This window comes from Nocardia sp. CNY236 (assembly GCF_000482385.1).
In the GTDB taxonomy this organism is placed as follows: Bacteria; Actinomycetota; Actinomycetes; order Mycobacteriales; family Mycobacteriaceae; genus Nocardia.
Genome location: NZ_AXVD01000037.1, coordinates 24,892 through 51,595 on the forward strand (window position 1 = coordinate 24,892; position 26,704 = coordinate 51,595).

Below are 26,704 nucleotides of genomic sequence, written 5' to 3' on the forward strand. Positions count from 1 at the left end.
TGCACCACTGGTGCGCGGATCCGCGCCGCCGCGGCGCAGATCCGCGCTGCGGCGGCGCACCCGGTGTGGATGTCGGCCGGTGTGGATGTCGGCTATGCCGACCCCGCAGACTTTGGTGCCGACCGAGCGACTCCAGTCGGCGCGTGCAAGCCCACGTGGCGGTGAAGAAAATCGATCTGGTCGGCGACAACAGAGTCATGCTCTGGACCGTCGTAGATGTCGAAGTGATCGACGCCGGGGTAGGTGCGCACTTCACCACGCGGCGCATTCCTAGCGGCCCTGATCGCCGGACCGGGCGCCGCGACCCGGTCTTGTTCGCCGACGCAGACCAGCCATGGACAGTGCAGCCCCCGTGCCGCGCGTACAGGCCGGAAAGGCCGCCCAAGCAGCCACCGGGCACTGACCCGGTTGCGCCACCGAGAGTCCTCGCCGAGTGCGACGACACGTCGCCAGCCGCCCTCACTGTAGGGAGCATTGATGAATGCCGCCTCGTGCGGCTGGCCGACGGCAGGCAGATATCCGCCCCGAGCGGCGGCCACGAGCATGTGCAGGCGTACCGACAGCGGGCTTCGATACGCCTGCGAAAAGATGTCCAGAACCGGCACCTGGCTGATCGCGGCTGCGACCTGTAGGTCTTCGGCCGCAGCGGCCAGCGCATTTCCGCCTCCCAGCGAGGAGCCGAAGGTGACCACCCTGTCGGCGTCGACCTCGGGGCGCGCACGGACATACGCGATCGCCGCCCGCCAGTCTTCGAGTTGACGTGCCGGTTGGAACAGGTCCGGTTCGCCAGCACTGTCACCGAACCCCCGATGGTCGAACACCAAGGCGGCGAACCCGGCGGCGGCGAAGCGTTCGGCGAACGCCCCGAGCCGATCACGGCGGGTCCCGGTCAGACCGTGCGCCATCACCACTACGGGACCGGGTCTCGGCGCGTCGCCGGCCCGATACCACCATGCGGCGCACCGGTCCACACCCGATACGAATGTCGAGTCCTCGCGTGCTTTCATGGCATTCATCCTGGCAACGGTCACGCGACGCCGCCGGCAGGAATCGGACGTGGGGTCGAGGGAGTATCGCCCTGTCGTGTCGCCCTATCGCCCTATCGCAGCGGCCATCACCCGCACTGCCGAGACCAAGCCATCGATCAGCTGGCCCTGGCGGAACGAACTCGACGCGGCAGTGAGGCCGAGTTGGCAGACATGACCGTTCGCGCGGTCGGCGATGGCTCGACCGGACCGTACTTCGACGGCCTTCTCATTGGGCGCGACGGCGATGAGCACCGAACGCTCCGACTCGGGCATGTGCGGGAACAGCGCATCCGCACCCGCGGTCGGGTCCTGTCCCAGATCGCCGATGTAGACGGTGAAACGCACCTTGGTCGCACGAGTCGCCTCGGTGAGCACGTTGTCCATCGCGAGCCGCTCCTCGTCGTCGAACGGCGCCTCTTTGAACACGTCGCCCGCCTCGTGCACACCCGACACGCGACCACTGCTGGTGACGACGTATCCGTGCGGCAGATCGGCTTCGACCACCGCGGGCCATTCAGAACCTGCCACTTGCGCGTCCTCCGATCAGCTCCACCTGAGTGGACTCGATTGCCGCACGCTGCGGCGATGTCTCCGCGATGGGATGACCCGGAATGGTCACCTCGTCGGTGGCAGTCCAGAGCACCGGTGGTTGGGTCCACTTCTGACCGAGGGCGAAATGAACCGGCTTCTCACCAGGCAGTGGCTTACCGAGAAACGACAATCCGGCGATCACACCGTAGATCACCAGTGGTATGCCGACGAAGATCAGCACTGTCTCGAGAATGCTCACGAATCAAAGGTAGACGATCGTGTGTAGTAGCTGTGCGCCCGGTCTGCCGGACAACATCCCAATGGCCGTGAACTGCGGTTTCCACTGTCAGACCAGCCACGTCGGGTACGACCCGATGCTTCCCACACCGGGTCCCGCAGCACCTCGTTTACGTTGCTTTCAACACATCAGGCAACCCGGCAACCCCAACTCGGCGCCGTTGTAGACGAACACCACGCCGGGCAACGCCAACGCCACCAGGATCATCGCCCGAGCGAGGGCAACGCCGACGGGGTCCCCGCCATACCGGGTCACCTCGCGCTCGATGTCGTGGTTGGATAGTGTCCAGGTGGGCACGGCCGAGACCGGCTCGACGGCCGCAAGCGAGTTTCTCGATCGCGGCGCGCAGTTCCTCGGCGACGAAGCCCGCTTGGGCCAAGCGAGGTCGGGCAAGCCGTCCGGCTTGGCCATACCGTGCGCGACGAGGCGGAAGCCATCCACGCCCCGATCGAGCCAGAACCGCAGCGTCTGCTCGAAATCCACAACCACTTCGGGATGTGCCCAGTTCAGGTCGGGCTGGCCCGGCGCGAACAGGTGTAGGTACCACTGACCGGGCTTTCCGTCGGGTTCGGTGACTCTGGTCCAGGCCGGCCCGCCGAAGACACTTGGCCAAGCAGTTCGAGGTAGCCGAGTCTGTCGCACACGCCCCAGAGGTCTCCGATTCCGTCACCGCTGGCATCGGCGAAAGATCGCGGATACACCTGATAGAAGACCGCCGACCGCCACCAGGGTGGGGAGTGGTCGACCGACGCCGTCGCTGCTGGTGCTCAGATCGGAGAATTCATCAACGAGTCGGCCGCCATCGTCAGGTAGTCGAGCAGCTGCTTACGGTGCTGGTCGTCCAGGACTTCGGGTTCGATCTCCGCAACCGCGACGTGCATGCACCGCAACCATGCGTCGCGCTCGATCGGTCCGATGGTGAACGGCATGTGCCGCATCCGCAGGCGCGGATGACCACGCTGCTCGGAGTAGGTACGCGGGCCACCCCAATACTGCTCGAGAAACATCCGCAGGCGGTCCTCGGCGGGTCCGAGATCTTCCTCTGGATAGAGCGGACGCAACACCTCGTCGGCCGCCACCTCACGGTAAAAGGTTCCGATGATCCGCCGAAACGTCTCCGCCCCGCCGACCGCCGCATAGAACGACGTCGTTGTCTTCTCTCCCGAAGTCATAGACCCTCTCGATTCACCGACTGTGCCGCACGTCCATTGTGCCCTGCCGCCGGCATGCTGCTCTTGCACTGCCACTGCGCGCCCGTCGGGGGCGGCCAACGGCTCTTCAGCCGCCGTTTACCGGACATTGTTGGAAATCACCGTGCAATGCCGCACATTCCATGGTCAACTGGTTGGCAGTCTCTGCTCCGCAGATACCACATGATCCTGCCAATCATGAAATCGAGGTCGAGATGAAGCAGCGGCACGCCGGCCGGTCACACGAAACACGAGCGCACCGACAACTCCAGCCCGCCGACGTCCACAATCGTGGGTCGGGGGCTACTCCGCTGCACATCGTGTCCGAAAACCATCCGGGCGGGCATCGTGATCATCACGAATTTCGCCCCCGTCCCGCGGCACCCACCACCGGCGCGAGCTGGCTGGACGCCAGGGTGCTGCTATTGAACGCCACCTACGAGCCGCTCACCGCATTGCCCGCACGCCGAGCGATCGTCCTGCTCGTCTGCGACAAGGCCGACACGGTCCATCAGAACACCGACGAACCTGCGGTGCGCTCGGCCGAGACCTCGGTGAGGGTGCCTTCTGTGATCCGCCTGCGCAACTACGTTCGCGTGCCCTACCGCGCCCGCGTTCCCATGACCCGAGCCGCCCTCATGCACCGCGACCGCTATCGGTGCGGTTACTGCGGCGGCAAAGCCGAGACCATCGACCACGTCATCCCGCGCAGCCGGGGTGGGGAGCATTCCTGGGAGAACTGTGTCGCCAGCTGCGCGCCCTGCAACCACCGCAAGGCCGACAAACTGCTCAGCGAGCTGGGCTGGACCCTGATGTCCCCGCTGATTTCACCCAAGGGTCCGCACTGGCGCCTGCTGTCGAGCGCCACGGAGCTCGACCCGACCTGGTTGCAATATCTCGGCGAAGGCGCCGCGTGAGGGATCAGACGTATTCCATCACCAACAGCGCCCAGGTCGGCGATACCAGCGCCTCGAACACGTGCGGCTCGTCACCGCGGTAGGTGATGTAGTCGCCGGGCAGTAGTTCGACGGGCGCAGCAAGGGGACCGACCAGTGCCCTTCCCTCGGCGAGCAGCATGTGCTCCACCACTCCCGTGATATGCGGGTCCGATGTCCGGGCATGTCCGGGCTCCGCAGTGATCCGAAACAGGTCACGGCGGGTATGCGCGGGATCTGCGGCCAGCAGAGTCGCCCGATACTCCGACCGCTCGGCGGCGACCACCGGGCCGTCCCCCGCACGAATCACGTGCACGGTGGGTCGTGGTGGATCGAGCAGTCGGGAAAACGGCATGTCGAGCGCGACGCACAACGCCCACAACGTTTCCAGGCTCGGATTCCCGGTCCCGGATTCCAGCTGTGACAGCGTAGACTTCGCGATGCCCGCTCGATTGGCGACTTCGCTCAACGACAACCTGGCGCGCGTCCGCTCGCGGCGCAATGCGGCGGCAATCGCCGCCTGAGGTGTTGTCGGCGCATCTGGCTGCGTCATTCCCGCTCCCGTTCAGTCGAAGGCCGCACAACAGAAAACCATATTGACGAAGCACTGAGCGCATGTTCATTATAAGCAACATGCGTTCGATATGGCGAACACTCGACCGGGACACCGTGGCGGGCATCGTCACCGTATGCCTCGCCATCGGGATGATCGGGGTCTCCTATGGGGCGACAGCCGTCGGCGCAGGCTTCCCGATCTGGCTGCCGATCCTCCTCGGCTACGCGGTGCTCGCCGCCGGCTCGGAGTTCCTGTTCATCGGAATCATCGCCGCCGGGGGCAGTCCGGTCACTGCGGTGCTGGCCGGACTGCTGGTGAACGCCCGGCACCTGCCCTACGGGTTGTCGGCTCCCGATGTAGTGGGCAGCGGCTGGCGCCGGTGGCTCGGGGTCCATCTCATGAACGACGAGTCCGTGGCATTGGCGCTCGCACAGAGCGACGCCAGGCGGCGAACGGCGGCCTACTGGGCGGCAGGCTTGGGAGTAATGCTCGTCTGGCCCGGTGGCGCGGCCATCGGCGCACTGATCGGGACCGTGATCTCCGATACCGCAGCGCTCGGGCTGGACGCGATCTTTCCCACCGTATTGCTCACGCTGGTATTGCCGTCCCTGCGCGATCGCCTCACGCTCGCCGCCGCGGGCACGGGCGCGGTCGTCGCGCTCATCGCGACGTCGTTCCTCCCCGCTGGCGCTCCGATACTGCTCGCCCTGTTCGGAATCTTGGTCGCAGTGCGCGAACGGCCCGGACCCGTCACCACATCGGGAGGGCGGTAGTGCTGGTCGCGATCCTCGTACTCGCGGCGGGAACCTACGCCTTCCGCTGGGCAGGTCCAGCGCTACGAAACCGGATTCGTCCTCCGGCTCGCGTTGTGCGGTTGCTCGAAATCAGCACTGTCGTGCTGCTCACAGCGCTCATAGCCGTCTCCACGCTGCCACTGGGCACTGGAGCGCTCGGGCCAGCGGTGCCCGCCGGCGTTCTCGTCGGCGGGGTACTCGCATGGAAGAAGTGCCCTCTGCTGGTGGTGATCATCGCCGCCGCGGCAACAACTGCACTGGTTCGCCTGGCTGGCTTCTCCTGAGCGACGCCTCAGCGCGGCGCCAGCGGGATGCCGCCGGCGAGGCGGCGAGCAACCGAGCCGTACCGAGCGTCCAAGCGCAGCCAGGTCCTGGAGGCGCGGACCCGCACGATCTCGGTGCGCGGAATCTCACTCGGAGCGAACTTCGCTGATGGATGGGGGATGAAGTCCATCGCGGTGAGCGCGAAAAGCACCCGCATCGGCACTGGCACCTGCATGTCCGCCCCGGACACGGTCAGTACGGTCTGATCCAGCAAAGAGGCAGGGGGGCCGTGGCCGTTGCCGTACTCCTTCGCCAGGTCTGCTCCCTGTTCGGCGAGCTCGATCATCGTGCGCGCGGGCACATCGTCGATGTGCGCGAACCCGTGCGCGGGCGGCAGAGCCCCCCGCCATGCGGAGTCCATCGAGTATCCGAGGTCGATCGAATCACCGTTCGACAATCCTGCCAGGACGAACTCGGCGCCGACGGTGACGTCGTCGACCCCGAGTTCGGCGACCACGGTACGCACCGCCAGCGCCTCGAAACCGGTTGCCACCCAACTGGAGACATGTCGCTGCTCGCGCCGGCGCAGCCGGACCACTGCCGCCGGATCCAGTCGAAGCGCTCTGGTCAGGAAGGCCGCGAGATCATCGCGGTGCGCCGGGTCGGGCACCCGGAGTACTCGATGCTCAGCCATCGGGGCCACTCCGGCGCGACCGACTGCTCGGCAACGCCGCTCAGTCCATCCACTCGGACAGGTACCCGGCCTCTGGTCCGGTGAGCCGACGCAGCCGCTGAGTCTGCATATCGAACGCCGCGATCTGCGTGGATGCGATCACCGCCGGCGCCGAGTCGGGCTCGGCCGCCGCCGCACGCACCTCGTAACCGATGGTGAAGTCGACCGCACGCAGCTGCTGGATCCACATGGCGATATCGAGCGGTGTGTCCTCATGGCGCAGCTGGCCGCGGTAGCGCACCCGAAGATCGGCGAGAACGCAGCCCTCCCGCAACGCGGCGGTCGGTCGGCCGTCCTCGAACAGCCACGGGATCCGCGCCTCCTCCAGCAATGTGACCATCCGGGCGTGGTTGACGTGCTGGAACACGTCCATGTCCGACCACCTGATGTCCACCATGGCATGGAAGCGTCGAGGCAACGCCGGACCGTAAGGCGCCTTCCCGTTTGTTTTCACCGAACTCGTCAACGTGGTACCTCCGACTGTGCGCCCACGCCGCTCACCATACTGCGCACTTGACGCGCCGCCACCGACAATGTGGCGAGATCGTGGACTCCGGATTCGAACAATTCCGAAAGTGCCGCCCTGGCTCGGCCGAGGCGAGACTGATTCTTCGACTCCCAGTATGCAATCTTCTCATCCGCTGTCTCTTCGGGGTCTCCACCGGAGAGCACGTCGAGAGTGAGCGAACGCAGCGACCCGTACATGTCGTCGCGCAATGCCAGCCTGGCCAACGAATGCCAGCGGTCGCCGCGTTCGAGGTGGCCGACCGCCTGCAACAGCCAGTCGATCTTGAGGTGATCGTTGAGCGCGTAATACAGCAAACCGACCTCGTCGCCATCGCGGTCGGTGATGTCGGCGATATCGACCACGTCCAGCAGAGAGAACAGATTCAGCAAGCCGAACACCTCGGTGGCCAAGTCGATCGGTGCGCCCTGCGCAATCAACTCCGCGGACTGGTCGGTGAGCGTGGATACGTGATGTCCGCGCAACCACCCCGGCACGCTCGGCGCGAGCCGGCGCACATCGTCTCGGTATCGGTTGATTTCAGCACCGACCGCAATCGGCTGTGGCCGGTTGCTCAGCAGCCACCGCGACGCCCGGTCCAACGTTCGCTTGGTTTCCAACTCGAGCAGGTCGCGCACCGGTGTGGGCGCGTCGGCTGCCCGGATCCGCGCCCACATCTGGTGCAGATCGAAGATTCCGCTGGCGGCGGCGAATGCTCGCGCAGCGTCGGTGGTGGTGGCGCCGATCTCTTCGCTGAGCCGGTGCGCGTAGGTGATTCCGCCGTGGTCGACCATCTCGTTGACGATCATGGTGGTGACGATCTGCCTGCGCAGCCGGTGGCGCTTGATCGCGCCGCCGAAACGGTCGCGCACCGGCGTCGGGAAGTAGCTCGGCAGGCGTGCAGCGAAGTACTGGCTGTCGGGTAGGTCGGATTCGAGCAGGTCGGCCTTGAGCGCGAGCTTCACGTGCGCCATCAAGTTGGCCAGCTCGGGCGAGACCAAACCCGTGCCGTCATCGAGTCGACGCTGCATGTCCTCGTCGGAGGGCAACGCCTCGAGTTCTCGATCCAACCCGCGGCGCCGCTCGAGATCGTCGATGAGCCGCATCTGCACATTGAGCATGTGCGGCCCTTCGGTACGGGACAGGCCCATGAGGAAGTTTTGCTCCACATTGTCGTGCAAGACCATGCGACTGACTTCGTCGGTCATCGAGGCGAGTAGTGGATTGCGCTCGCCGGCGGACAACTGGTTGTTGGAGACGACGGCATCGAGCAGGATCTTGATATTGACTTCGTGGTCGGAGCAATCGACTCCGGCGGAGTTGTCGAGTGCATCGGTGTTGATCTTGCCGCCGAAGCGGGCGAACTCGATCCGACCGCGAGCGGTTGCCCCGAGGTTGCCTCCCTCGCCGATCACCGTGACGCGCAACTGGTCGGCATCGACGCGGATCACGTCGTTGGATTTGTCGCCGACGTCGGCGTTGGTCTCGGTGCTGGCCTTGACGTAAGTGCCGATACCGCCGTTCCACAGCAGATCCACCGGGGCGAGCAGGATCGCGCGGATCAACTCCGGCGGCGACAGCGATTCGACCTCGTCGGCCAGTCCGAGCGCCGCGCGGACCGGCCGAGTGATCGGTACTGCTTTCACGGTGCGGTCGTACACTCCGCCGCCGGCACTGATCAGCGCACGGTCGTAGTCGGCCCACGACGAGCGGGGCAGCGCGAACATCCGCTGTCGCTCCTGGAAGGAGCTGGCAGCATCGGGCGTCGGATCCAGGAAGACGTGGCGATGATCGAATGCTGCGACCAGCCGAATGTGTTCCGACAGCAACATTCCGTTGCCGAACACGTCACCACTCATGTCGCCGATACCGACCGCAGTGAACTCGTGTTTCTGGGTGTCGATACCCAGTTCCTGGAAATGTCGCTTCACGCTTTCCCATGCGCCCTTGGCGGTGATCCCCATCGCCTTGTGGTCATAGCCGGCCGAACCACCGGACGCGAACGCATCACCGAGCCAGAATCCATAGCTGGCGGCGACATCGTTGGCGATGTCGGAGAATGTGGCTGTGCCCTTGTCGGCGGCCACCACCAGATACGTGTCGTCCGCATCGCGGCGAATCACACGCGCCGGCGGCAACACCACCCCTGCTGCGCGGTCCACGTTGTCGGTGACATCCAACAGGCCCGAAATGAACGTGCGGTAGCAGCTGATCGCCTCGGCGTTCGCTGCTTGCCGGTCCACCGCCGGGTCTCCCGAAGCCAGTGGTGGCTGTTTGACCACGAAGCCACCCTTGGCGCCCACCGGCACGATCACCGCGTTCTTGACCGCCTGCGCCTTCACCAAACCCAACACCTCGGTGCGGAAGTCCTCCAGCCGATCCGACCAGCGCAAACCACCACGCGCCACCGAACCGAATCGCAGATGCACCCCTTCTATCCGTGGGGAGTACACGAAGATCTCGAACAACGGCCGCGGTTTCGGCAACTCCGCGATCTCGCGCGGGTTCAACTTCACCGACACGAACTCCCGCGCCGCACCGCCGGAATCGGTCACGTAGAAGTTCGTGCGCAGCGTTGCCTTGATCAACCCCATGATCGCCCGCAGAATACGGTCGGAATCCAAACTGACGACGTCATCGATCCGCCTGCGCATCTGCCGCTCCACCTCGGCAGCACGCTCACCGGAGCACGAGTCGGGATCGAAATGTGCTTCGAACAGGTCGACCAGCGCTCGCGCGATATCCGGGTAAGCGAGCAATACACGACAGATATTGGCCTGGCTGTAGGGGAAACCGGCCTGCTGTAGATATTTTGCGTAGGTACGCAGCATCGAGACCGCTCGCCAGGGCAGCAGCGCACGCAGGACCAATTCGTTCAGACCATCCGCCTCGGCGCGACCGAACCACATCGCCGCGAATGCTTCCGTGAACCGCACACGCAACCCACGCGCCTGATCGTCCGGCGCCTCGGCCGGGGCAGAGGCTTCGAGCAGATCGGCATCCAGGTCCTGGTCGAGTGAACTACGCAGCAATTCGGGGCGAACGAGCAGGCCGAAGTCGTATATCCACGATTCACCGGCGGCGGTATCGGTCGCCTTCTCCAGCCCGATGCGATACGGCCGCTCGTCGACCACCTCGATCCCGAGGCTTTGCAGGACCGGCAACACCTGGCTCAGTGAGATGCCGCTGCCACCGATATAGAGGGTGAAGCGCCATGAACCCGGAGCCGAATCGGGGGTGCGGTAGAGGTACTGATCGATGCCACCCTCGCACAGCCGCTCCAAGCGCACGATGTCGGTGAGCGCGCGGGCCGGGGAAAAGTCCTGCTTGTAGCCTTCTGGAAAGGCGTGTGCGTAGCGTCGTACCACCGCCGGAGCGACCAATGTGGACGAGTTCACCTCGTCGTTCAGGTCGTCGTCCCAGGTGCGGCTCGCTGCTGCGAGCAGGTTCTGCAAGCGCACCCGACTGGCCTCGGACGTGGCGGTGGGTGGGAGCGGATGACGGGGAACGCCGAACTCGGCTCCCGGCATGCGCACCGTGAAGTACACCCGCGCCAGGTCGCTTTCGCCGACCCTCGCGGAGTAGTCGATGGACACCCCACCCAATTCGCGGACCAGGATCTCCTGCATCTCCAACCGCACTCGGGTGGTGTAGCGGTCGCGGGGCAGGTAGACCAGACATGCGACGTAGCGGCCATAACTGTCGGCTCGCAGGAACAGCCGCACCTGACGACGCACGCTCACATTCAGGACAGCGATCGCGGTGCGTCGTAGTGCCTCGGCGTCCGAGGAGAACAATTCGGTGCGGGGAAAGGACTGGATGACCTCGAGCATCGCCTGACCGGAGAACGAATCGAGTTCGAATCCGCTCTGCTCGATCGCAGCCCGCACGCGGCGTTCGATCACCGGAATGTCCAGGACGTTCTCGTGCACCGCCGTCACGGTGAAGATTCCGATGAACACATGCTCGCCGCGGACGGTTCCGCTGGCGTCGACGTCGGCGATCCCCACGAAGTAGGGGTAGACCGAGCGGTGCACGATGGCCGGAACCAAGCCTTGTGTGAGGGTCAGCAAGGGCCGGTCACCGCCATCGACCGGAACCTGGAAGTCGGTGCCGACGTCTGGTCGCAGAACACCGAGACGCGTCCCGGGTACGACCGCGGAACTCTCGCGCCCCTGATCGGCGCCCAGCCGGTAGCGGGCATAGCCGAGGACAGTGAAGTTTCCGTGTGCCAGCCACCGCAGCAGATTCGCAGTGTCGACCAGGTCCGATGTGCTGAACCGCCCCACCCCGGATCGTGCGATCAGCTCCAGGTTCGTGGCGAGTTCGCTCTGTACCACCTTGATGGCCTCGGTGTCGCCGATCACGCGACGTACGTCGTCGACCACCGTCGGCATGGCGGCCTCGATCTCGTCCAGCCGTGCAGGCTCGGTCGCCGGGTGCAACTGCACGTGCATCCAGGATTCCCGCAGAACGGTCGTGCCGGCGCCGTTCTTCTCCTGGGCGACACCATGCGTCAACCGTCCACTCGCATCCCGCGCGACCTCGAAAATCGGGTGAATGATCTCGCTGATGCTGACACCGATGCGGCTCAGCGACGAGCTGATGGTCTCTACCAGCAACGGCATATCGTCGGTGACGATCTGGACCGCCGCGCCGATTCCGCTTCCGTCTTCCGGGTGATAGACCTGCACAGACGTCTTCCCTGGATGACGAATCAGCGCCAACTCCAGATGTCGGCGAAAGATCTGAGTCGTGGCGGTGATCGCACAGTCCACATCGCCCGCATCGACGTGGCGGAAGTATGCCTCCTCGAGGGTCGCGAGTTCGCCGCGCAACGACTGCGGCACACTCGCGACCCACGCCGCGTTGGACAATTCGGACGAGACGGTCATTTCGCCAACTCCCTCGGATATCGGTTCCGTAACAAAGTGACGCCGGTCCGACAGTAGCCGTATGCCGAAGAGTCGTGGACGTTTTCACGTGCCAGACCTGGGTGTCGCGCCCCGAACCCGGGTGTTCACCACGACCGCGATATCCCGCGGCGGCACCGGGTCGACCAGATGACCCCGAGGGCAGTACAGAATCGGACCCCGGGACGTCAGGTGAGCGCTAAAGGTCGTCTCCACGGCAACAACGGCGCCGTACCAGTACCTCGGGTCAGCTCGCCGACGGATGCGACCACCGGTTGCTCGAACTGCGCCTGCGCATTCACGCTTCCACCCTAGCGAGCTACGCACCAGTAGGTGTCGGCCTTGTTCCGTTTGTCGGACACAGTTCGGAGCAACACCGACGGCAGATCGACTCGGCTGGTGGAACTACCCTGGAGACAGCCGAATCCTTCGGCCCGCCGATCGGCAATCGAACGCGCCCGGCCGGGTCGGAAGTGGGACGGTCCGAAGTCGTTTCGTCGACACAATTTTCGCTGCACCACGTTCTGTCGGCGTCGAATGGACGCAACACCGGCGTCCGATGAGCGCAACGCCGGCGCAGGATGCCCGAGCGTCGAGCCGGGCCTCCCGTGCTGGTGGGCGCAGACCGGATCGCCCACCCTGGCAGGCGACGAATTCAGCCGCGGGTCAGCTTGCGGTGCGTAACCCGATGTGGGCGCGCGGCTTCCGGGCCGAGACGGGCGACCTTGTTCGCTTCGTACGCTTCGAAGTTGCCTTCGAACCAGAACCATTTGGCCTCGTTGTCCGCATCGCCCTCCCACGCGAGGATATGAGTGCAGGTTCGGTCGAGAAACCAGCGATCGTGGGAGATGACGACGGCGCAGCCCGGGAACTTCTCGAGCGCGTTCTCCAGCGAGCCCAGGGTCTCCACATCGAGGTCGTTGGTCGGTTCGTCCAGCAGGATGAGGTTGCCGCCCTGCTTGAGGGTCAACGCCAAGTTCAGCCGATTACGTTCACCACCGGAGAGCACACCTGCAGGTTTCTGCTGGTCGGGACCTTTGAAGCCGAAAGCGCTGACATACGCGCGCGACGGCATCTCTTGCTGGCCCACCTCGATGTAGTCCAGACCGTCGGACACTACCTGCCAGACCGTCTTCTTCGGATCGATGCCAGTTCGATTCTGGTCGACGTAGCTCAGCTGGACCGTGTCGCCGACCTTCACTTGACCGCTGTCGGGCTGCTCGAGTCCCACGATGGTCTTGAACAAGGTGGTCTTGCCGACACCATTCGGCCCGATGACGCCCACGATGCCATTGCGCGGCAGGGTGAACGACAGATCTTTGATCAGCTGCCGGTCACCGAAGCCCTTGTCCAGGTTCTCGACCTCCACCACGACACTGCCGAGGCGAGGTCCGGCGGGAATTTGGATCTCCTCGAAGTCCAGCTTGCGAGTCTTCTCCGCCTCGGCCGCCATCTCTTCGTACCGGCCCAGGCGCGCCTTGTTCTTGGCCTGCCGGGCTTTGGCCCCCGAACGTACCCAGGCGAGCTCTTCTTTGAGCCGCTTCTGCAGCTTCTGGTCCTTTTTACCCTGTACTGCCAGACGCTCGGCCTTCTTCTCCAAGTATGCGGAGTAGTTGCCTTCGTAGGCGTAGGCGCGACCGCGATCCAATTCGAGGATCCACTGCGCGACGTTGTCCAGGAAGTACCGATCGTGGGTGACCGCCAGCACGGCACCCTGGTATTGGGCCAGATGTTGTTCGAGCCAGTTCACACTTTCGGCGTCCAAATGGTTCGTCGGCTCGTCGAGCAAGAGCAGATCGGGTTTGCTCAGCAGCAGTTTGCACAGCGCGACCCGGCGGCGCTCGCCCCCGGAAAGCGTGGTGACCGGCTCTTCCGGTGGCGGGCAGCGCAGTGCGTCCATCGCTTGTTCGAGCTGCGAGTCCAGATCCCAGGCGTCGGCATGGTCCAACTCCTCCTGCAGCTTGCCCATTTCCTCCATGAGTTCGTCGGAGTAGTCGGTGGCCATCAGCTCGGCGATCTGATTGAAGCGGTCGAGCTTCACCTTGATTTCGCCGAGGCCCTCTTCGACATTGCCGCGGACGGTCTTCTCCTCGTTGAGCGGCGGCTCCTGCTGCAGAATGCCGACCGTAGCGCCGGGGGCGAGAAACGCATCACCATTGTTCGGCTGATCCAGTCCGGCCATGATCTTCAGCACGCTGGACTTTCCCGCGCCGTTCGGGCCGACGACGCCGATCTTGGCGCCGGGAAGGAAGTTCAAGGTGACATCGTCGAGCACGACTTTGTCACCGTGCGCCTTGCGAACCTTCTTCATCTGGTAAATGAACTCAGCCATAGGTAGGCAGCCTATCGGTGTCGCGAAACAGCCGACCAAGCAGCGCCACCACGACGGCATGCGCGTGGCACGGCTGTGGCTCGACCTCGAGGCCACTGAGATCAGAACACGGAAATATCGGTGTTTGCCCCGCTCAGAACTACGATCGGTCGCTCGTTCGTGGCGGGAACATATGCGCCGCTGTGGATCGCAGCCAGCGACGCGGCGCTGGACAGCTCGACCAAGAGGTGGAACTCGCGCCACAGGTATTCGCGCGCCGCACCGATCGCGTCCTCGTCGATCGGCAACGACCGCACGCCGTGGCGGCGGGCGATGTCGAAAGCGATGTCACCGACCCTGCAGGGCCCCAGAGAATCCACGATGCTCTCGCACCGGGCGACATTCACCGGACCGTCGGCTGTGAGCGCTGCTCGCAGGATGGCCACCTGCTCGGGTTCGACCCCGATCACCTGCTGACGACGTCCGATCGCGGCGGCGATCCCCGCGACCAGATTGCCCCCGCTCACCGGGGCCAACACCGGCGGGCGCCCGCGCACCTGCTCTTCGAGCTCCAACCCGACCACCCCGGCGCCGGCGATGCTGGCCGGCAGGTCATAGGCGTGCAGCAACACGGCGCCACGATCTGCGGCGAGGTCGTTCGCGTGGAGCAGAGCCGCGGAATAGGTGGCTCCATACCACAAGACCTCTGCGCCGTAGGACCACATGGCCGCGACCTTGGTGTGCGGCGCGGTCTCCGGTGCGACCACGGTGCAGGTCTTGCCGAGCCGCGCTGCGGCCAGCGCCGCGGCGATCCCCGCATTGCCGCCGGATGCGATCACCACCTCGTCGGCGTCCTGACCCGACTCGAGCAACGCATTCGCGCTACCTCGCACCTCGTAGGTCCCGCCGTGCTGAAGATGTTCCAGCTTGATGGTCACCGGCACCGGACCGGACGGGCTGGAGACCGAAGTGTGGAAGACGGGTGTCTTGCGAATGTGCCCGGCCGTTCGCCGGCGCGCGGCTCGCACAGTCGATCGTTCCACCCGGGCCACCGTGCGGTGCGGGAAGGCCGTGGTGGCGCATTCACTCACTGACGCTGTTCTCCATCTCGCTTGGCCAACTCGGCGAACATCGCGTTGTGTGCAGCGAGAGCGGCGTCGTTGTCGCGGTCGGCGGCTCGGTCGGTGCGCTTGGCGAGCCGCTGATCGCTGCGCGACCATTGGACCAGCAACGCCATCATGACCACCACCAGAGGAATCTCCCCGCTTGCCCACGCCAGGCTGCTGCCCACACGTTGATCGTCGAGCAGATCATAGTTCCAACCGAGGTCGAGGCCACGGTAGAACCAGCCGCCGAGCACCGTGGTCATGCTCATGAGGGTGACACCGAAGAATGCGTGAAACGGCAGGGAACCGAATACCATGCCGAGCTTGGTCAACGGTTCGACCGGCCGTGGTTTGGGATCGATCCCGATCACGACCCAATAGAACAGATAGCCGCTGATCAAGAAGTGCAGATTCATGAACAGGTGCGCTGCATGGGAATCGACGTATGTGTCGAAGATTCCGCCCAGGTAGAGCGCGTAGAAGCCGGCAATGAAGATCACCGAGGCGACGACCGGGTGGGTCAAGGTGCGCGACACCGGATTGTGCACCGCGACCAATAGCCACTCTCGTGGTCCCGGCGGCCCGTGACCCGCTGCTGGCAGGACTCGCAGCGCGAGAGTCACCGCGCCGCCGAGCGCGAGCAGAATCGGCACGAGCATCGACAGCGCCATGTGCGCTCCCATGTGCACGCTGAACATCGCCGGCGAATACCGACCGACCCCGGACGAGGTCGTGAACAGCAGGATCGCGCAGCCCGACAGCCAGGCGAGCGTCCGCCCCGCCGGCCAGGCGTCTCCCCGGGCCCGCAGTCGGCGCACCCCGATCACGTACAGCACCGCAAGCACGATCGCCCCCGTGCCGAAGATCAGATCGAACCGCCAGTCGAACAGTATCCGCGCGAGAGTGGGCGGTCCGGCCAGGTTGTAGCCGATCTCTACTTCGGTGATCGTCGGAATCGAGGTGGGCGCAGGCGGAGGTGTGCGCCCGAGACCCACCGCGAGACCCGCGGTCGCGGCGAAGATCAGCACCTCGACTCCGGCATAACGGATCAACGCCATCCGACTGCCGGGGTTGGCCGCGAGTGCGGGCAACGCCGACCGGCGCTGCAGATAGCCCAGCACACCGAGCACTGCCAGCGCGGCGGCCTTCGCCAGCAACAGCCTGCCGTATGTACTGTTCACCAGCTCGTAGCCCAACCGCTCGTCCAGCGGCATGCGCACCAATGAGTTGATCACGCCGCTGATCGCGATCACGACGAACGCAACGGTTGCGATCCACGAGAAGCGCCGAGCAGCCAGGCCGATATGCGCTCCACCACGCAGAGCATGCGCCAGCACGGCGAATAGACCACCGACCCAGACCGCGAAGGACACCACGTGCAAGATCAAACTGTTGGTGGCGAGATCGTGTGAGCCGCCGGAGGACGAATGCCCGGTCAATGCCAGCGGCATCATCGTCAGTATCGAGGCGCCCAGCAGCAGCGGCATCCATTCCCACCGCAGCGCGAGTCGACATCCGACCGCGACGATCAATGCGAACAACACGGTGGTCCGCCATGCGCCGGCCACTTCGATCTGGTCGACTGCCCGCCACAGGGCGCGAGGATCGAGAACATCGCCGATTGGCTGGCCTGTGGTGTCCGATACGGTCAGTGGCACGAGCAGTGCGGCACAACAGGCCCACACCAGCGCGAAATTCGACGCCCGACGCACCGCACGGTACCCGCCGACATCCACCAATCCGCTCGACTGCGGCGGTGTCAGGAATGTGGCGAACAGCAGAGAACCCACCGTCAGCGCCGCCGACAAATCGGCCAATGCCCGCACCGCGGGCAGACCGTAGGTTGTCATCGGCCCCGGATCCGGGATGCCCAGCAGAGTCAACGCTTCGGCTGCCGATAGCCCCACCACGAGCGCGGCGACCACCGCCGACGCCGCGCCGGCCAGCGCAGTGAGCATCGCGAACGCCGCCCCGTTCCGAGCGACCTCGGCATCGAGAGCTATGGGCGGGGCCTCGGTTGACGACATACGACCGAGCGTAGTTCGGCGAGTATTCCGTAGCCCGGTCGGGTTTGGGTGGATATTGTGGGCTACGAATCACCGAATGCGGGTCGATGATCGGAGGGGATGACCGAAACGGGTGGCTGGAACGCCGCCGATGCCGCGAACCGGACAACCTGGACGGTCGCTATACTTGCTCCGCTGGACAGCACGGTCGATGTCGACCATCGTGGACTCCGACCATCAGGGATCTCACTGCCTCCGTAGCTCAGTTGGATAGAGCAAGGGCCTTCTAATCCCTAGGTCGCAGGTTCGATTCCTGCCGGGGGCACAAACCCCTGTGGCCTGCATCGATAGCAGGTCACAGGGGGCTCTACACCTCCAGCGGACGATGACCGACCATGTCGACGGGATCGACGCCTCACTGCCACGAGCAATGGCCTGCGATACTGCGGCCGGGACGCGCGTGGTCGTGGGCCTCCGCAGATCTGGCATCGCCTCGTCATCGAGATGTGACGTTGCTGCAGGAATGCTGTTTCCCTGAGAAACGGGGAAGTAGTCGTAGAATCGCTGGCAGTCGAGTGAATCCGATTCGGGTTCGGACGGTATGTCGAACAGTGCAATCGAGTGGCGCCGGCCGGCCGCTGAGCGGTCGCGACCGAGGGCCACGATGACGATCGGTAGGTGTGCTGCGATGCGATCTGAAGGTGACGTGTGGGATATCGTCAGCAGCGTCGGGCGCACCGCCTTGGGGGTTGCGACGTTTCGGGCGTTGGAAACGTCCGTGCTCGACCCGCTGATCCGCGATGATTTCGCGCCGTGGTTCGTCGAGGCCGCCGGCGAGCCGTTTTTCACCGAGTTGCTGGCCGATCCTTCCGAGCTCATCGACACTCCGTTCGTCCCGGGTTTCGTGGGTGTGCGGACGAAATTCTTCGACGAGTTCTTTCTCTCGGCCGCAGCGACAGGAGTCCGACAAGCGGTGATCGTGGCCGCTGGACTGGACGCCCGCGCGTATCGCCTCGACTGGCCTCCGAACACCACAGTATTCGAGATCGATCAACCCAAGGTTCTGGAATTCAAGCAGGCGGTGCTCACCGAGCACCATGCACAACCCACGTCCGATCGGCGACCGGTGACCGCCGACCTGCGAGATGACTGGCCCACTGCACTCCGCTCGGCGGGATTCGACCCCGCCCAACCTGCTGCGTGGTCGATCGAAGGGCTACTGGGCTATCTCCCCGGCGCTGCGCAAGACGAACTGTTCGAGCGGGTCGACGAACTGTCCACGCCCGGAAGCCGACTCGGTGTGGAACTCTTCGTAACGATCGAGGATTTCAAACGCGCCACAGCCTACGCAATTCAGCTGATCGGCAAGAGCCCATTCGGCGACTCCGATCCGTCCGAGCTCTTCTATGACGACGATCGGGCCGATCCTGCGCGGTGGTTGACCGACAAAGGCTGGACTGTAGACAAGTTCACACTCGAGGGACTGACGACTGCATATGGGCGCCCGATTCCAGAGGTGCCCGATGAACTCGCCCGAATGGCGAAGCAAACCCGATACCTCGCGGCAACACGTTGAGCCAGGCCGAAGTCGACCTGGCTCACGCCGTATGGCTTCGCTGAATATCATTGGCAGATAACAATTTAGCCACCGCTATCGACATACCCTGTCGATGACGAATCTCACGGCAATACGCACCATCACACTGCGGACTGCGACAGTCGTGCTCGCCACCGCACTGTCGGTGGCGACACTCGGCGGCACGACAGCGGCAGCACCGCACAAACCCTCCACGATTTCCTCCATCACCAAGGAAGGCCGCACCTGGCACCTGAAGGTGTACTCGGCGGCAATGGACAAAGACATCACGGTCGAGGTGCAGCGACCGATCGACGAGTCCATTCCCGCGCCGAACATCTACATGCTGAACGGGCTCGACGGTGGGGAGGGCACCGCCAATTGGAAAGCGCGGACCGACGCACTGGACTGGTTGGCCGACAAGCAGGTCAACGTGGTTCAGCCGATCGGCGGTTACGGCAGCTACTACACCGACTGGCAGAAGCCGGACCCGGTACTCGGCGTCAACAAGTGGAGAACCTTCTTCACCGAAGAACTACCCCCGCTGCTCGACGAAGCATTGCAGTCGACCGGTCGCAATGCGCTGACCGGTCTGTCGACCTCGGGTACCTCGGTACTGCAGATGGCCGAGGCCAAGCCCGGGCTGTTCGAAGCCGTTGCCGCATACAGCGGATGCGCACAGATTGCCGATCCGGTGGGACAGCAGTACGTCAAACTCACCGTCGGCCGTGCCGGCGGTGACACCGCCAACATGTACGGTCCCGACGACGATCCACAGTGGGCCGAGAACGACCCCGTCATTCACGCGGAGAAACTGCGCGGCACGCTGCTCTCCATCTCCACCGGAAGTGGCGTCCCCTTGCTCGAGGACGTCCAGTACTACCTGGAGGACGCACCCGGGGTCAACGGAGCGATCAACCTCTCGCTCGGCGTCGCGATCGAGGCGGCCGTCCACGGCTGCACGGTCGATCTGAAGAACAAACTCGAATCTCTCTCCATCCCAGCGACTTACCAGTTCAATCCCGTGGGTACGCACTACTGGCCGTACTGGGATCAGGCACTACGCGACTCCTGGCCGTTGCTGGCGCAGGGCATGGGCCTACGGGGGCTGACTCCGGTGCGATCCGCTCGACCACGACAACACGCAGGGCTTCCCATGCAATCTTCCACAAGCTGCGCCGTGCAGAAACCATCCTGATAGTGCCAACATCCGGGAAACAGCGGAGCACTACTTTCCGCCGGGCAGTGATGGCATATAGCCACCGAGCAACTGCAGAGCGAGCCAGTGGGCACCATCAATGTGTTCGGGGGTGTCGGGGTCGGTATGCAAGGTGTAGGACCCAGCCCTTCGCTGGACCGATTTCCCCGCCACAGCACCGTTCTCGGTGGCTAGGACGGCGACTACCTCGGCGCTTTGATGCGGCCGCGCAGGTGTCACCCAAGTACAGACGAATTCGTGCTCTTGGTCGCCAATACGCACTGGCGGATCGAGCTTCCAGCAGCGTGCGGGCGACACATGTCCGCCGACGTTGTCTTTGTGCAAAGTTGCAGTAGCCATGTCTGGTTCCTTACTTGAAATACTCGATGAGGACGACGACGCCGTCGGCCCCGCTCGCGCCTGCACCGCCGCCACCACAGGGGTAGCCGCCGGTATTGCCCGAGTCGCCACCACCACCGGACTGGCACCACTGCCAGAAGATCGGGTGAGACGTGTTGCCAGGAACGCGGCCCGATCCACCGCCGCCGGAGCCGGACCCGCCTCCGCCACCGCCGGCGGCGAGGAGGCGAACGACTCCGGAGGTAGTGGTCGCACCGGGCTGGCCAGACACACCGCCGGCGCCACCGGGTATGAATGTCAGACCACCCGCTCCCCCGTTGATTCCCCCACTACCGCCAGGAGCGGCCAGCAGATCGCCGAACGCGGACTCTGTGCCGTCGCCGCCGCCTGATCCTCCGACCCCGACAATGACGGGGACCGTATCCGGCAGATCCGTCAGCACAATCCGAGCGGCCGTGCTGATGACCGCCGCTCCTCCTCCGCCACCACTCGATGAGCTGCCGCCACCTCCTCCTGCACGGACCATGACATCGATCGCTGTGAGGCGTTCAGGTCTATTCCACGTTGTGTTCGAGTCGAATACGAGGAGGTTCGGCAGGTCCGGCATCAGATCCCCCGCTCGATCACGTAGAGGACGCCATCAGCACCTTTGCCACCAAATGTCGCACCGACCCCGCTGCATGCGCTGCCACCGCCACCGCCACCTGGGTACCCACCGGGGCCACCACCCGCATTTCCGCTCGCACCGCCACCACCACCGCCACCGCCTGTCGCGACTATCTCCGACGGAGACTTACCAGGAGCGCCAGGAACGCCGGGCGCGCCTCCCGGAGAGATCCCCCCGCCGCCGCCGGGAGTAGCCGCGCCGTAAGCTGTCGCTGCCCCACGGCCACCACCGCCACCGCCACCATGCAAGTCGAACGGGCTACTGCTCGTGCCTGGGCCGGTAGCCGGGCTATCCCGACCGAGTCCACTTGCGCCGTCGCCACCGGGCACCATTCCGACGCCACCCAGCGCGACAGGGCCATTGTTGCCCCACATCCCTCCTTGGCCGCCTCCACCGAGTAGCCAGGACTGACCTGCCACCCCGACTTGAGGCCCGAAGTGGGTGTGCCCACCGCCTGCGCCGAAGTTGGAGTCGACACTGGCTCCAGCGCCGCCAGCGCCGATGATGATCTGGATCGGCTTGTAGCTGCCATCCGCATTCACCGGTAGCAAGCTGGCCGGAATGGAGGTGTGTGTCTCGCCGCCGCCTCCTCCGCCGCCGCCACTCCTAGTACCATGGACGAAGATATCGTAGGAGCCGGAGCTACCGCCGCCACCCGCTCCGATCAGGATCACGTCCACAGCAACGATTCCCGGGCTTGGTGTGTATGTGTCATTGTCGTAGAACACGAGCGCCGAGCCTTGGAGGACGAGTTTCTCGACTGCCTCGGTGAGATCCACAAGCTGCTGGGAATGATCATCGATCACATTGTTGTAGGTGCTGTGCGCTACACCTTGGGCGTTCTCGAACGACGACACCACTCCGCCCTTCATCATCACCTTTGCCGATTCTTCGGTGATGTCCTGGCCGAACCTGCTGCCGACCACAAATGCGCCATCAGGCGCGTTTTGTCCTGGGGTGGTCACCGTCCCTCCTCCACGTTGCCAGATTCGGGCATGGCTTGCCGCTCGGATTCAGCGCCGCGCTCGACCAGTTGGCGCAGACTCGTCGTCTGCGCGGTGCTGATATTCGGTTCGGGGTCGCGGATACGGCCGAGCTGTTTGAGCTGATTGATCACGTGTTCCTGCTCGTGCACGGTCATCGCCGACATATCGGGCAGGACTACGGGTTCCGGGTCCTCCGCGTCGGCCGGGACCCAGCGGGCGGATCCGTTCAGCGTGTGCTGTTGGCCGCGATAAGGCAATTGCAGCTTCTTCTGTTGCAATTCGGGATGATGTCGGAACCCGCACTCGTACAGGTGCTTGGAGATGACCCTGGCGATGGATTCCTGCAAGAGCATCGGCTGGTTGCGAGACATGGGAATCTGCGCGAGCGCCCAGAGCAGATGCTGTTCGGGATCTTCCGGATCACAGTGGTTTTGGGTGGGAAAGCGCACGACTACGCGACTCCTAGCTCATGAGCGATGCCGAACAGTTCTTGAATCATTTCCATGGATTGGGTTACCGGATCCTCCGGTTCGCGATACCCGAGAGTGATGGACCATATCGGATGCTGTTCACGGCTCCACGACAACGACGCTTCGGAGACGCGGTCGACGTAGATCTTGCCTTTCGGGGTGCCCGCGACCGTGGACCCGATCCGGTCCCCGACGTAGAAATGCCCCTTGCCACGTTGCCCGACCAACCATGGGGCGCCGTCGGCGATCTGCAGCCGGTGAGCGAACTGCTCTCGAGTGGCCCACAACTTGGCGCGCAGGGTGATCAATGCCGAAAGCGTGTATGCGCTATCGGATGCGCTGGCCAATCCTTCGTGGTAGTGCGACCAGCCGAGCTGTTGCGCCCGTGCGGGTGACTTCCAGGCCATCCACGCCAGGATGGTGTCGGTGTACAGCGGCTTCAGTATCGCGTCGGCCGCACCACCCACCGGCGGAATCCCGACCATGGCGGCGATCAGATCGCCAGCCATCTGAATCGAGGCGCTGATGACCTCGTTCACGCCCATCATGCTGTGGCCGCCGGTCACCACCTGCACATCGGTCGCCGGGCGGCCGATGAATCCGGAGGAGACTATGCCATTGCGTTTGGTTTCCCGGTAGACGATGGCCGGTGCGGAAGGCAACGTGCCCTTCCACCCTGGCTGGTAGTACTCGTCGGGAAACCCGGGATCCTCGATGATGTCCACGCCTTCGGTGAGACCGTCGGAGGCGATATTCGTCACTGCACGCACCAGTCCGGTGAAGAAGTTTCCGCCGAAGGAGGTTTCGGTGGTCCATCCAGACTTGTCCTCGATATCGATGACCAGGCATCCGTGCCTCAGCTGCGCACCCGGCCACGGTGGTTCGTCGCCGTCGAGATAGCGACGGAAAGTCGGCGTGAGCTGCCCATCGGCCAGGAGGCGCTTCGCGACGGTGTGGAAGTCCTTGAACCGCGAATGCACCACCGCGAAAGGAGAATTGTCGTCGGCGATTCTCAGTGGCTTCACCACCATGGACCAGGTGGACTGGTCGAAGTTGAACCACTGCTCAGGATCCAGTGGATCGTCCGGCAGCATCCACAGCGATGATTCCAGCCGCATGATGTTCGCCAGTAGGGTGAATTTCAGTGCCCACTTCGCTGGGCCGAACAGCAGCCACAGCCGCGGAAACTGGACCTCGGCGAGGAGGAATGGGTTGCTCCAGCAGATGATGTGCTTGAGTTCTTCGTAGTCGTGCTTGAACAGCACCCGTACCAGCGTATTCCCTTCGGAGGTCTTCTCGATCTCGTAGGAATCCATCCGGCCCGACCAGCGCACCCCATCCTTGTCGACCGTGACGTGGACATTCTTGGTCGGCCGACCTTCATGGTCGATGATCCACCGGGAGAGGTAGTAGTCCAACGGCATCTCGATCTTGCCGACGCCGGTCTCCGAGTCGATCTCCTGAAACGACCCGGAATACATGTGCGCGACCTGCCCACGCAGAATCCAGTCACCGTCCCACAACCGCACCTGCGGTGGGCGCAGCCGCCTGATCCGGTTCGCTTCCAACCGTTCGGCGATCGCGGAGTATTCGTAGTCGAAATCGATGGTCTCCATCATGTTCCTCGTCACCCCCCTCGGCTCATTCCAGCCCCCACGGCCGGGTCCACGGCCGTGGGCACCGCACCTGTACCCCAGCGCCGGCCGGTGCACCGGTCACCGAGACCGGCAACTGGGTCTCTGGTGTGTACGGCGGTATCGGATACAAGAACATCTTGCCGTTCATCCGCTGGTACACCGCAGTGTCCAGCGAGGAATTGACCTGGCCTTCCATTCCCATCTCATCGGTGTCCACTCGCACGTGCTCACCGACCAGCAGCGCCGGCATCGCGATCATCCGGTCGGCGTCCTGGTAGGCGCGGTCGAAACGGTCGTCGCCGAACGAGAAATCGGGCAGCGTCCACTGGATACCGTCGGCGCCCTGAATCATCCACTTCAACCAGATCTCGGTATCCGTCGGATTCGACACGGTCACCGAACCCATCTCCGAACCTCCACCAGTGGTATCGGTCGTCGTCACGAACTGGTCGGTGGCATCGGCCTCCATCCAGCGGGGATAGGCCGCCGCCAAGGGCACCAATACGAGCCCGTATTCCTGACCGTTGGGATCGAAGCCCGCTTTCAGCCGGGGGTTGGCCACCAACTGGACATCGAGCCACCGCCGCGAATCATCCACCTGCACCCACAGCTTGGAGCGCTGCTCGTAGGAGAAGGCTTTGCGCAACGCGGAATCATTGTGGCGCCATGGATTTCCTCCTGCTTCCATGACATGGAAGGCCAGAGTGAACTCGTATTTGTCCTCGCGCATACCGCCGTAACTGGCTCCGAGCTGAAAGGCCGTCGAATTCCAGATCGTCGACACCGGTGCGTCGTAGAGGCCGTCGAATTCGGTGCCGTCGCTCTCCGGAGCGAGATGGACACCGCGGTCGCCGGCGCCGGCACCGGACACGGTGAACCACTCACCGTTGTGTCCTTCCAACTGGAAAATTGTGTCAGACATTAACTTTCGTCCTTCGAGTACAAACAGTGGTCATCGACGCACGAATCCCAGCGACCGTTCCTTCTGGATGAGGTTCAGCTCACGACGCAGCTCCGCGGCCGTCATCCCGGTATGCAGGTTCTCGATAGTGATCGAGTTGTCGCTGTTGCCGCCAGGCTGGACCAGTTCCGACAACTGCTCCCACTGACGCGGGTTGAATACCGGCTCCGGGCGACCGGTCTTGTTCTCCACCAGAGTCAGCCCCGGCGCCAACCAGCCGCCGTTGTCGTAGCGCTGCGGCACCAGTCGTGCCATGAACGCATTCGCCAACCGCCCTGGTAGATCAAGGAACTGATCCGGACCGCGGTTCGGATCGTAAATGATCGGGGCATCCAAACCCGCAGGAGCCCGGCCGTGCTCTTGCTCCCAGGCCACCTGTTCGGCCTGGTAGTTCTCGAACTCCTCGACCGCCTTGTCGAAGGGTTCGTTCGCGCGGCCCAGGATGGTGTCCTCCAGTTTGGGCGCGCCGAATACTTTGCGGATGTCGTCGGCGTGTCCTGTGGCAAAGGCGTCGCCAGCGGACTGGAAATTCGACACGATGCTGTCGAACAACGCATCTTCGCGCCGTTGCATTGGAGAACGATCATCCTCGGGCGCGGCCGGGCTGGTCTCGACCGGACTCTGGTTGTCGACCGAACCGCCTCCTTCGGCCGAATCGCTGTTCGCACTCGGCGTCTGCGCGAGTGGCTGCGGGACGGGTTGGAAGACGAAGTGGGCGTGGTCGGAATACGACGCGTCTGCGGCACCGGTCGCCGTGCCGCCATATTGGCCGTTGCCTCGGGCGCCACCCATCTCGAAGTTCAGCCCGTTGGGCAAGGTCGCCGAGGTGTGGCCACCGTACGGTCCACCGTTGTACCAGCCGATCTGCAAGCTCCCCGCCGGACCGAGGCCGGTTCGGAAGCCTCGCTTGGCCAGCTCCGACCCCTCGTTTCCGGTCCAGAACCGGGTGTCGAACGGCGGGAGCCCAGCCACGAAATTTGCCAGCGCCGCCACCGCGCCCGAGCAATCGCCCCAGTTGGTGCCACCGAATACGTAGGGTGCGCCCTCGACGTCTTTGGCGAACTCGACCAGCTTGTCGGAAGTCACCAACCCCCCGTCCGCGTAGCCGGGTAGCGACCCGCTGTTGATCGACTCCAACAGGCCCCGATGCTGTCGGGTGGCCCTGGCGTTCACCACGAATTCACCATTGGACAGCCGTGCCATGATCGAGTCACTGGTCCCGCTCCCCGGTCCGGTGATGTATCCGCCGTCTGCTTTGCCCTCACCACCGAAGACACTCACGACACCGCCAGTGATGTCACCGAGGAATTCGAAAGGCTTGGAGATGATGTCCTTGACCTTGTTCCATGCCTCCAAGATCTTGTCCACGACCGAAGAGATCGTGTCGCGCAAATCCTCGAACCATTCCTTACCGGTATCGATTGCGCCCTTGATCACGTCCCAGCCGGTCTGGAAGCCGGATTGGAAGTTCTCCCATGCCGGCCTGATGAAGTTTTCCCACATGCCGCGGAACACGTCGCCGAGGGTGGTCAGAGCGTTCCTGAAGCCATCCCACACAGGCTGGATAATGGTGTTCCACACAGTAGAGATCGCATCACCGATCCACATCATCACCGGCTGAACGACACCCTCCCACAGCCACATCAACGCATTACCGGCATTGGACAGAGCGAACTGGA

At 64.2% G+C, this 26,704-nt stretch carries 22 protein-coding genes, 1 tRNA gene and 2 pseudogenes; 6 read left to right on the forward strand and 19 right to left on the reverse strand.

Translation table 11 applies throughout. The features are described from left to right. Positions 1 to 92: 92 nt before the first annotated feature. From K940_RS0118065 to K940_RS0118085, 5 genes and pseudogenes are all read right to left on the reverse strand, one after another. Positions 93 to 1,007 (reverse strand): alpha/beta hydrolase, encoded by a 915-nt coding sequence (locus tag K940_RS0118065; RefSeq protein WP_036529152.1) that lies wholly within the window; start codon positions 1,005 to 1,007, stop codon positions 93 to 95. A gap of 84 nt (positions 1,008 to 1,091) precedes the next feature. Further along, complete coding sequence (locus tag K940_RS0118070) at positions 1,092 to 1,556, reverse strand: DUF5130 domain-containing protein (RefSeq protein WP_036529132.1); 465 nt, start codon at positions 1,554 to 1,556, stop codon at positions 1,092 to 1,094. Next, the gene (locus K940_RS0118075) at positions 1,543 to 1,818 is read right to left on the reverse strand and encodes a hypothetical protein (RefSeq protein WP_028478687.1); all 276 of its coding nucleotides are present in this window, start codon (positions 1,816 to 1,818) and stop codon (positions 1,543 to 1,545) included. The genes K940_RS0118070 and K940_RS0118075 overlap by 14 nt, the downstream gene beginning before the upstream one ends. A 95-nt stretch (positions 1,819 to 1,913) precedes the next feature. After that, positions 1,914 to 2,558: pseudogene (locus tag K940_RS29000) on the reverse strand (alpha-amylase family glycosyl hydrolase); the annotation flags it as partial. Positions 2,559 to 2,624: 66 nt separating this feature from the next. Continuing rightward, complete coding sequence (locus tag K940_RS0118085; protein ID WP_028478689.1) at positions 2,625 to 3,029, reverse strand: globin; 405 nt, start codon at positions 3,027 to 3,029, stop codon at positions 2,625 to 2,627. Between the two features lie 233 nt (positions 3,030 to 3,262). Here K940_RS0118085 and K940_RS0118090 point away from each other — a divergent pair, with 233 nt between their 5' ends. Then, entirely contained in the window at positions 3,263 to 3,964 is a 702-nt protein-coding gene (locus tag K940_RS0118090) for an HNH endonuclease (RefSeq protein WP_231390421.1), read from the forward strand. Between the two features lie 4 nt (positions 3,965 to 3,968). Here K940_RS0118090 and K940_RS0118095 read toward each other — a convergent pair whose 3' ends face one another. Continuing rightward, positions 3,969 to 4,535, reverse strand: a complete 567-nt coding sequence (locus K940_RS0118095) for a helix-turn-helix domain-containing protein (protein ID WP_028478691.1) — start codon at positions 4,533 to 4,535, stop codon at positions 3,969 to 3,971. Between the two features lie 80 nt (positions 4,536 to 4,615). On the opposite strand from K940_RS0118095, the gene K940_RS0118100 reads away from it, so the two are divergent. Then, a complete protein-coding gene (locus tag K940_RS0118100) occupies positions 4,616 to 5,311 on the forward strand; it encodes an AzlC family ABC transporter permease (protein ID WP_036529135.1) in 696 nt (231 codons plus the stop codon). Continuing rightward, a complete protein-coding gene (locus K940_RS0118105; RefSeq protein ID WP_231390422.1) occupies positions 5,311 to 5,616 on the forward strand; it encodes an AzlD domain-containing protein in 306 nt (101 codons plus the stop codon). Before K940_RS0118100 ends, K940_RS0118105 begins: the two co-directional genes overlap by 1 nt. A gap of 8 nt (positions 5,617 to 5,624) precedes the next feature. Here K940_RS0118105 and K940_RS0118110 read toward each other — a convergent pair whose 3' ends face one another. From K940_RS0118110 to K940_RS0118140, 6 genes are all read right to left on the reverse strand, one after another. Then, on the reverse strand, positions 5,625 to 6,290 hold the full coding sequence (locus K940_RS0118110) for a hypothetical protein (protein ID WP_028478693.1): 666 nt from the start codon (positions 6,288 to 6,290) through the stop codon (positions 5,625 to 5,627). Between the two features lie 40 nt (positions 6,291 to 6,330). Then, the gene (locus tag K940_RS0118115; RefSeq protein ID WP_196812257.1) at positions 6,331 to 6,726 is read right to left on the reverse strand and encodes a thioesterase family protein; all 396 of its coding nucleotides are present in this window, start codon (positions 6,724 to 6,726) and stop codon (positions 6,331 to 6,333) included. A gap of 65 nt (positions 6,727 to 6,791) precedes the next feature. Further along, positions 6,792 to 11,729 (reverse strand): NAD-glutamate dehydrogenase, encoded by a 4,938-nt coding sequence (locus K940_RS0118120; protein WP_028478695.1) that lies wholly within the window; start codon positions 11,727 to 11,729, stop codon positions 6,792 to 6,794. A gap of 673 nt (positions 11,730 to 12,402) precedes the next feature. After that, a complete protein-coding gene (gene ettA / locus K940_RS0118130; RefSeq protein WP_028478697.1) occupies positions 12,403 to 14,079 on the reverse strand; it encodes an energy-dependent translational throttle protein EttA in 1,677 nt (558 codons plus the stop codon). A gap of 101 nt (positions 14,080 to 14,180) precedes the next feature. Beyond that, positions 14,181 to 15,149 carry a serine/threonine dehydratase gene (locus tag K940_RS0118135; RefSeq protein WP_051407329.1) on the reverse strand — a complete coding sequence of 323 codons (969 nt, stop codon included), beginning with the start codon at positions 15,147 to 15,149 and terminating at the stop codon, positions 14,181 to 14,183. Then, positions 15,146 to 17,191 carry a cytochrome c oxidase assembly protein gene (locus tag K940_RS0118140; RefSeq protein ID WP_028478699.1) on the reverse strand — a complete coding sequence of 682 codons (2,046 nt, stop codon included), beginning with the start codon at positions 17,189 to 17,191 and terminating at the stop codon, positions 15,146 to 15,148. The genes K940_RS0118135 and K940_RS0118140 overlap by 4 nt, the downstream gene beginning before the upstream one ends. A gap of 230 nt (positions 17,192 to 17,421) precedes the next feature. On the opposite strand from K940_RS0118140, the gene K940_RS0118150 reads away from it, so the two are divergent. The 3 genes from K940_RS0118150 to K940_RS29005 all read left to right on the forward strand — a co-directional run bounded on the left by K940_RS0118150 (position 17,422) and on the right by K940_RS29005 (position 19,944). Further along, positions 17,422 to 17,495: transfer RNA gene (locus K940_RS0118150), tRNA-Arg, on the forward strand. A 363-nt stretch (positions 17,496 to 17,858) separates the two neighbouring features. Then, positions 17,859 to 18,746, forward strand: coding sequence for a class I SAM-dependent methyltransferase (locus tag K940_RS0118155; protein WP_036529158.1), 888 nt, complete (start codon positions 17,859 to 17,861; stop codon positions 18,744 to 18,746). A gap of 94 nt (positions 18,747 to 18,840) precedes the next feature. Continuing rightward, on the forward strand, positions 18,841 to 19,944 hold the full coding sequence (locus K940_RS29005; protein WP_196812258.1) for an alpha/beta hydrolase family protein: 1,104 nt from the start codon (positions 18,841 to 18,843) through the stop codon (positions 19,942 to 19,944). A gap of 30 nt (positions 19,945 to 19,974) precedes the next feature. Here the strand turns inward: K940_RS29005 and K940_RS0118165 are convergent, their stop codons facing one another. The 7 genes and pseudogenes from K940_RS0118165 to K940_RS33090 all read right to left on the reverse strand — a co-directional run. Continuing rightward, the gene (locus K940_RS0118165) at positions 19,975 to 20,304 is read right to left on the reverse strand and encodes a hypothetical protein (RefSeq protein ID WP_028478701.1); all 330 of its coding nucleotides are present in this window, start codon (positions 20,302 to 20,304) and stop codon (positions 19,975 to 19,977) included. 10 nt (positions 20,305 to 20,314) lie between these two features. Beyond that, positions 20,315 to 20,746 carry a hypothetical protein gene (locus K940_RS30935; RefSeq protein ID WP_155980944.1) on the reverse strand — a complete coding sequence of 144 codons (432 nt, stop codon included), beginning with the start codon at positions 20,744 to 20,746 and terminating at the stop codon, positions 20,315 to 20,317. A gap of 164 nt (positions 20,747 to 20,910) precedes the next feature. Continuing rightward, the gene (locus K940_RS32425; RefSeq protein ID WP_028478703.1) at positions 20,911 to 21,936 is read right to left on the reverse strand and encodes a hypothetical protein; all 1,026 of its coding nucleotides are present in this window, start codon (positions 21,934 to 21,936) and stop codon (positions 20,911 to 20,913) included. Beyond that, positions 21,933 to 22,406, reverse strand: coding sequence for a DUF2744 domain-containing protein (locus K940_RS29020; RefSeq protein WP_051407330.1), 474 nt, complete (start codon positions 22,404 to 22,406; stop codon positions 21,933 to 21,935). The genes K940_RS32425 and K940_RS29020 overlap by 4 nt, the downstream gene beginning before the upstream one ends. 2 nt (positions 22,407 to 22,408) lie before the next feature. After that, entirely contained in the window at positions 22,409 to 24,046 is a 1,638-nt protein-coding gene (locus tag K940_RS0118185) for a hypothetical protein (RefSeq protein ID WP_051407331.1), read from the reverse strand. A 22-nt stretch (positions 24,047 to 24,068) separates the two neighbouring features. Continuing rightward, a complete protein-coding gene (locus K940_RS29025) occupies positions 24,069 to 24,986 on the reverse strand; it encodes a hypothetical protein (RefSeq protein WP_036529139.1) in 918 nt (305 codons plus the stop codon). 30 nt (positions 24,987 to 25,016) lie between these two features. Beyond that, positions 25,017 to 26,704, reverse strand: a pseudogene (locus K940_RS33090) (hypothetical protein); the annotation flags it as partial.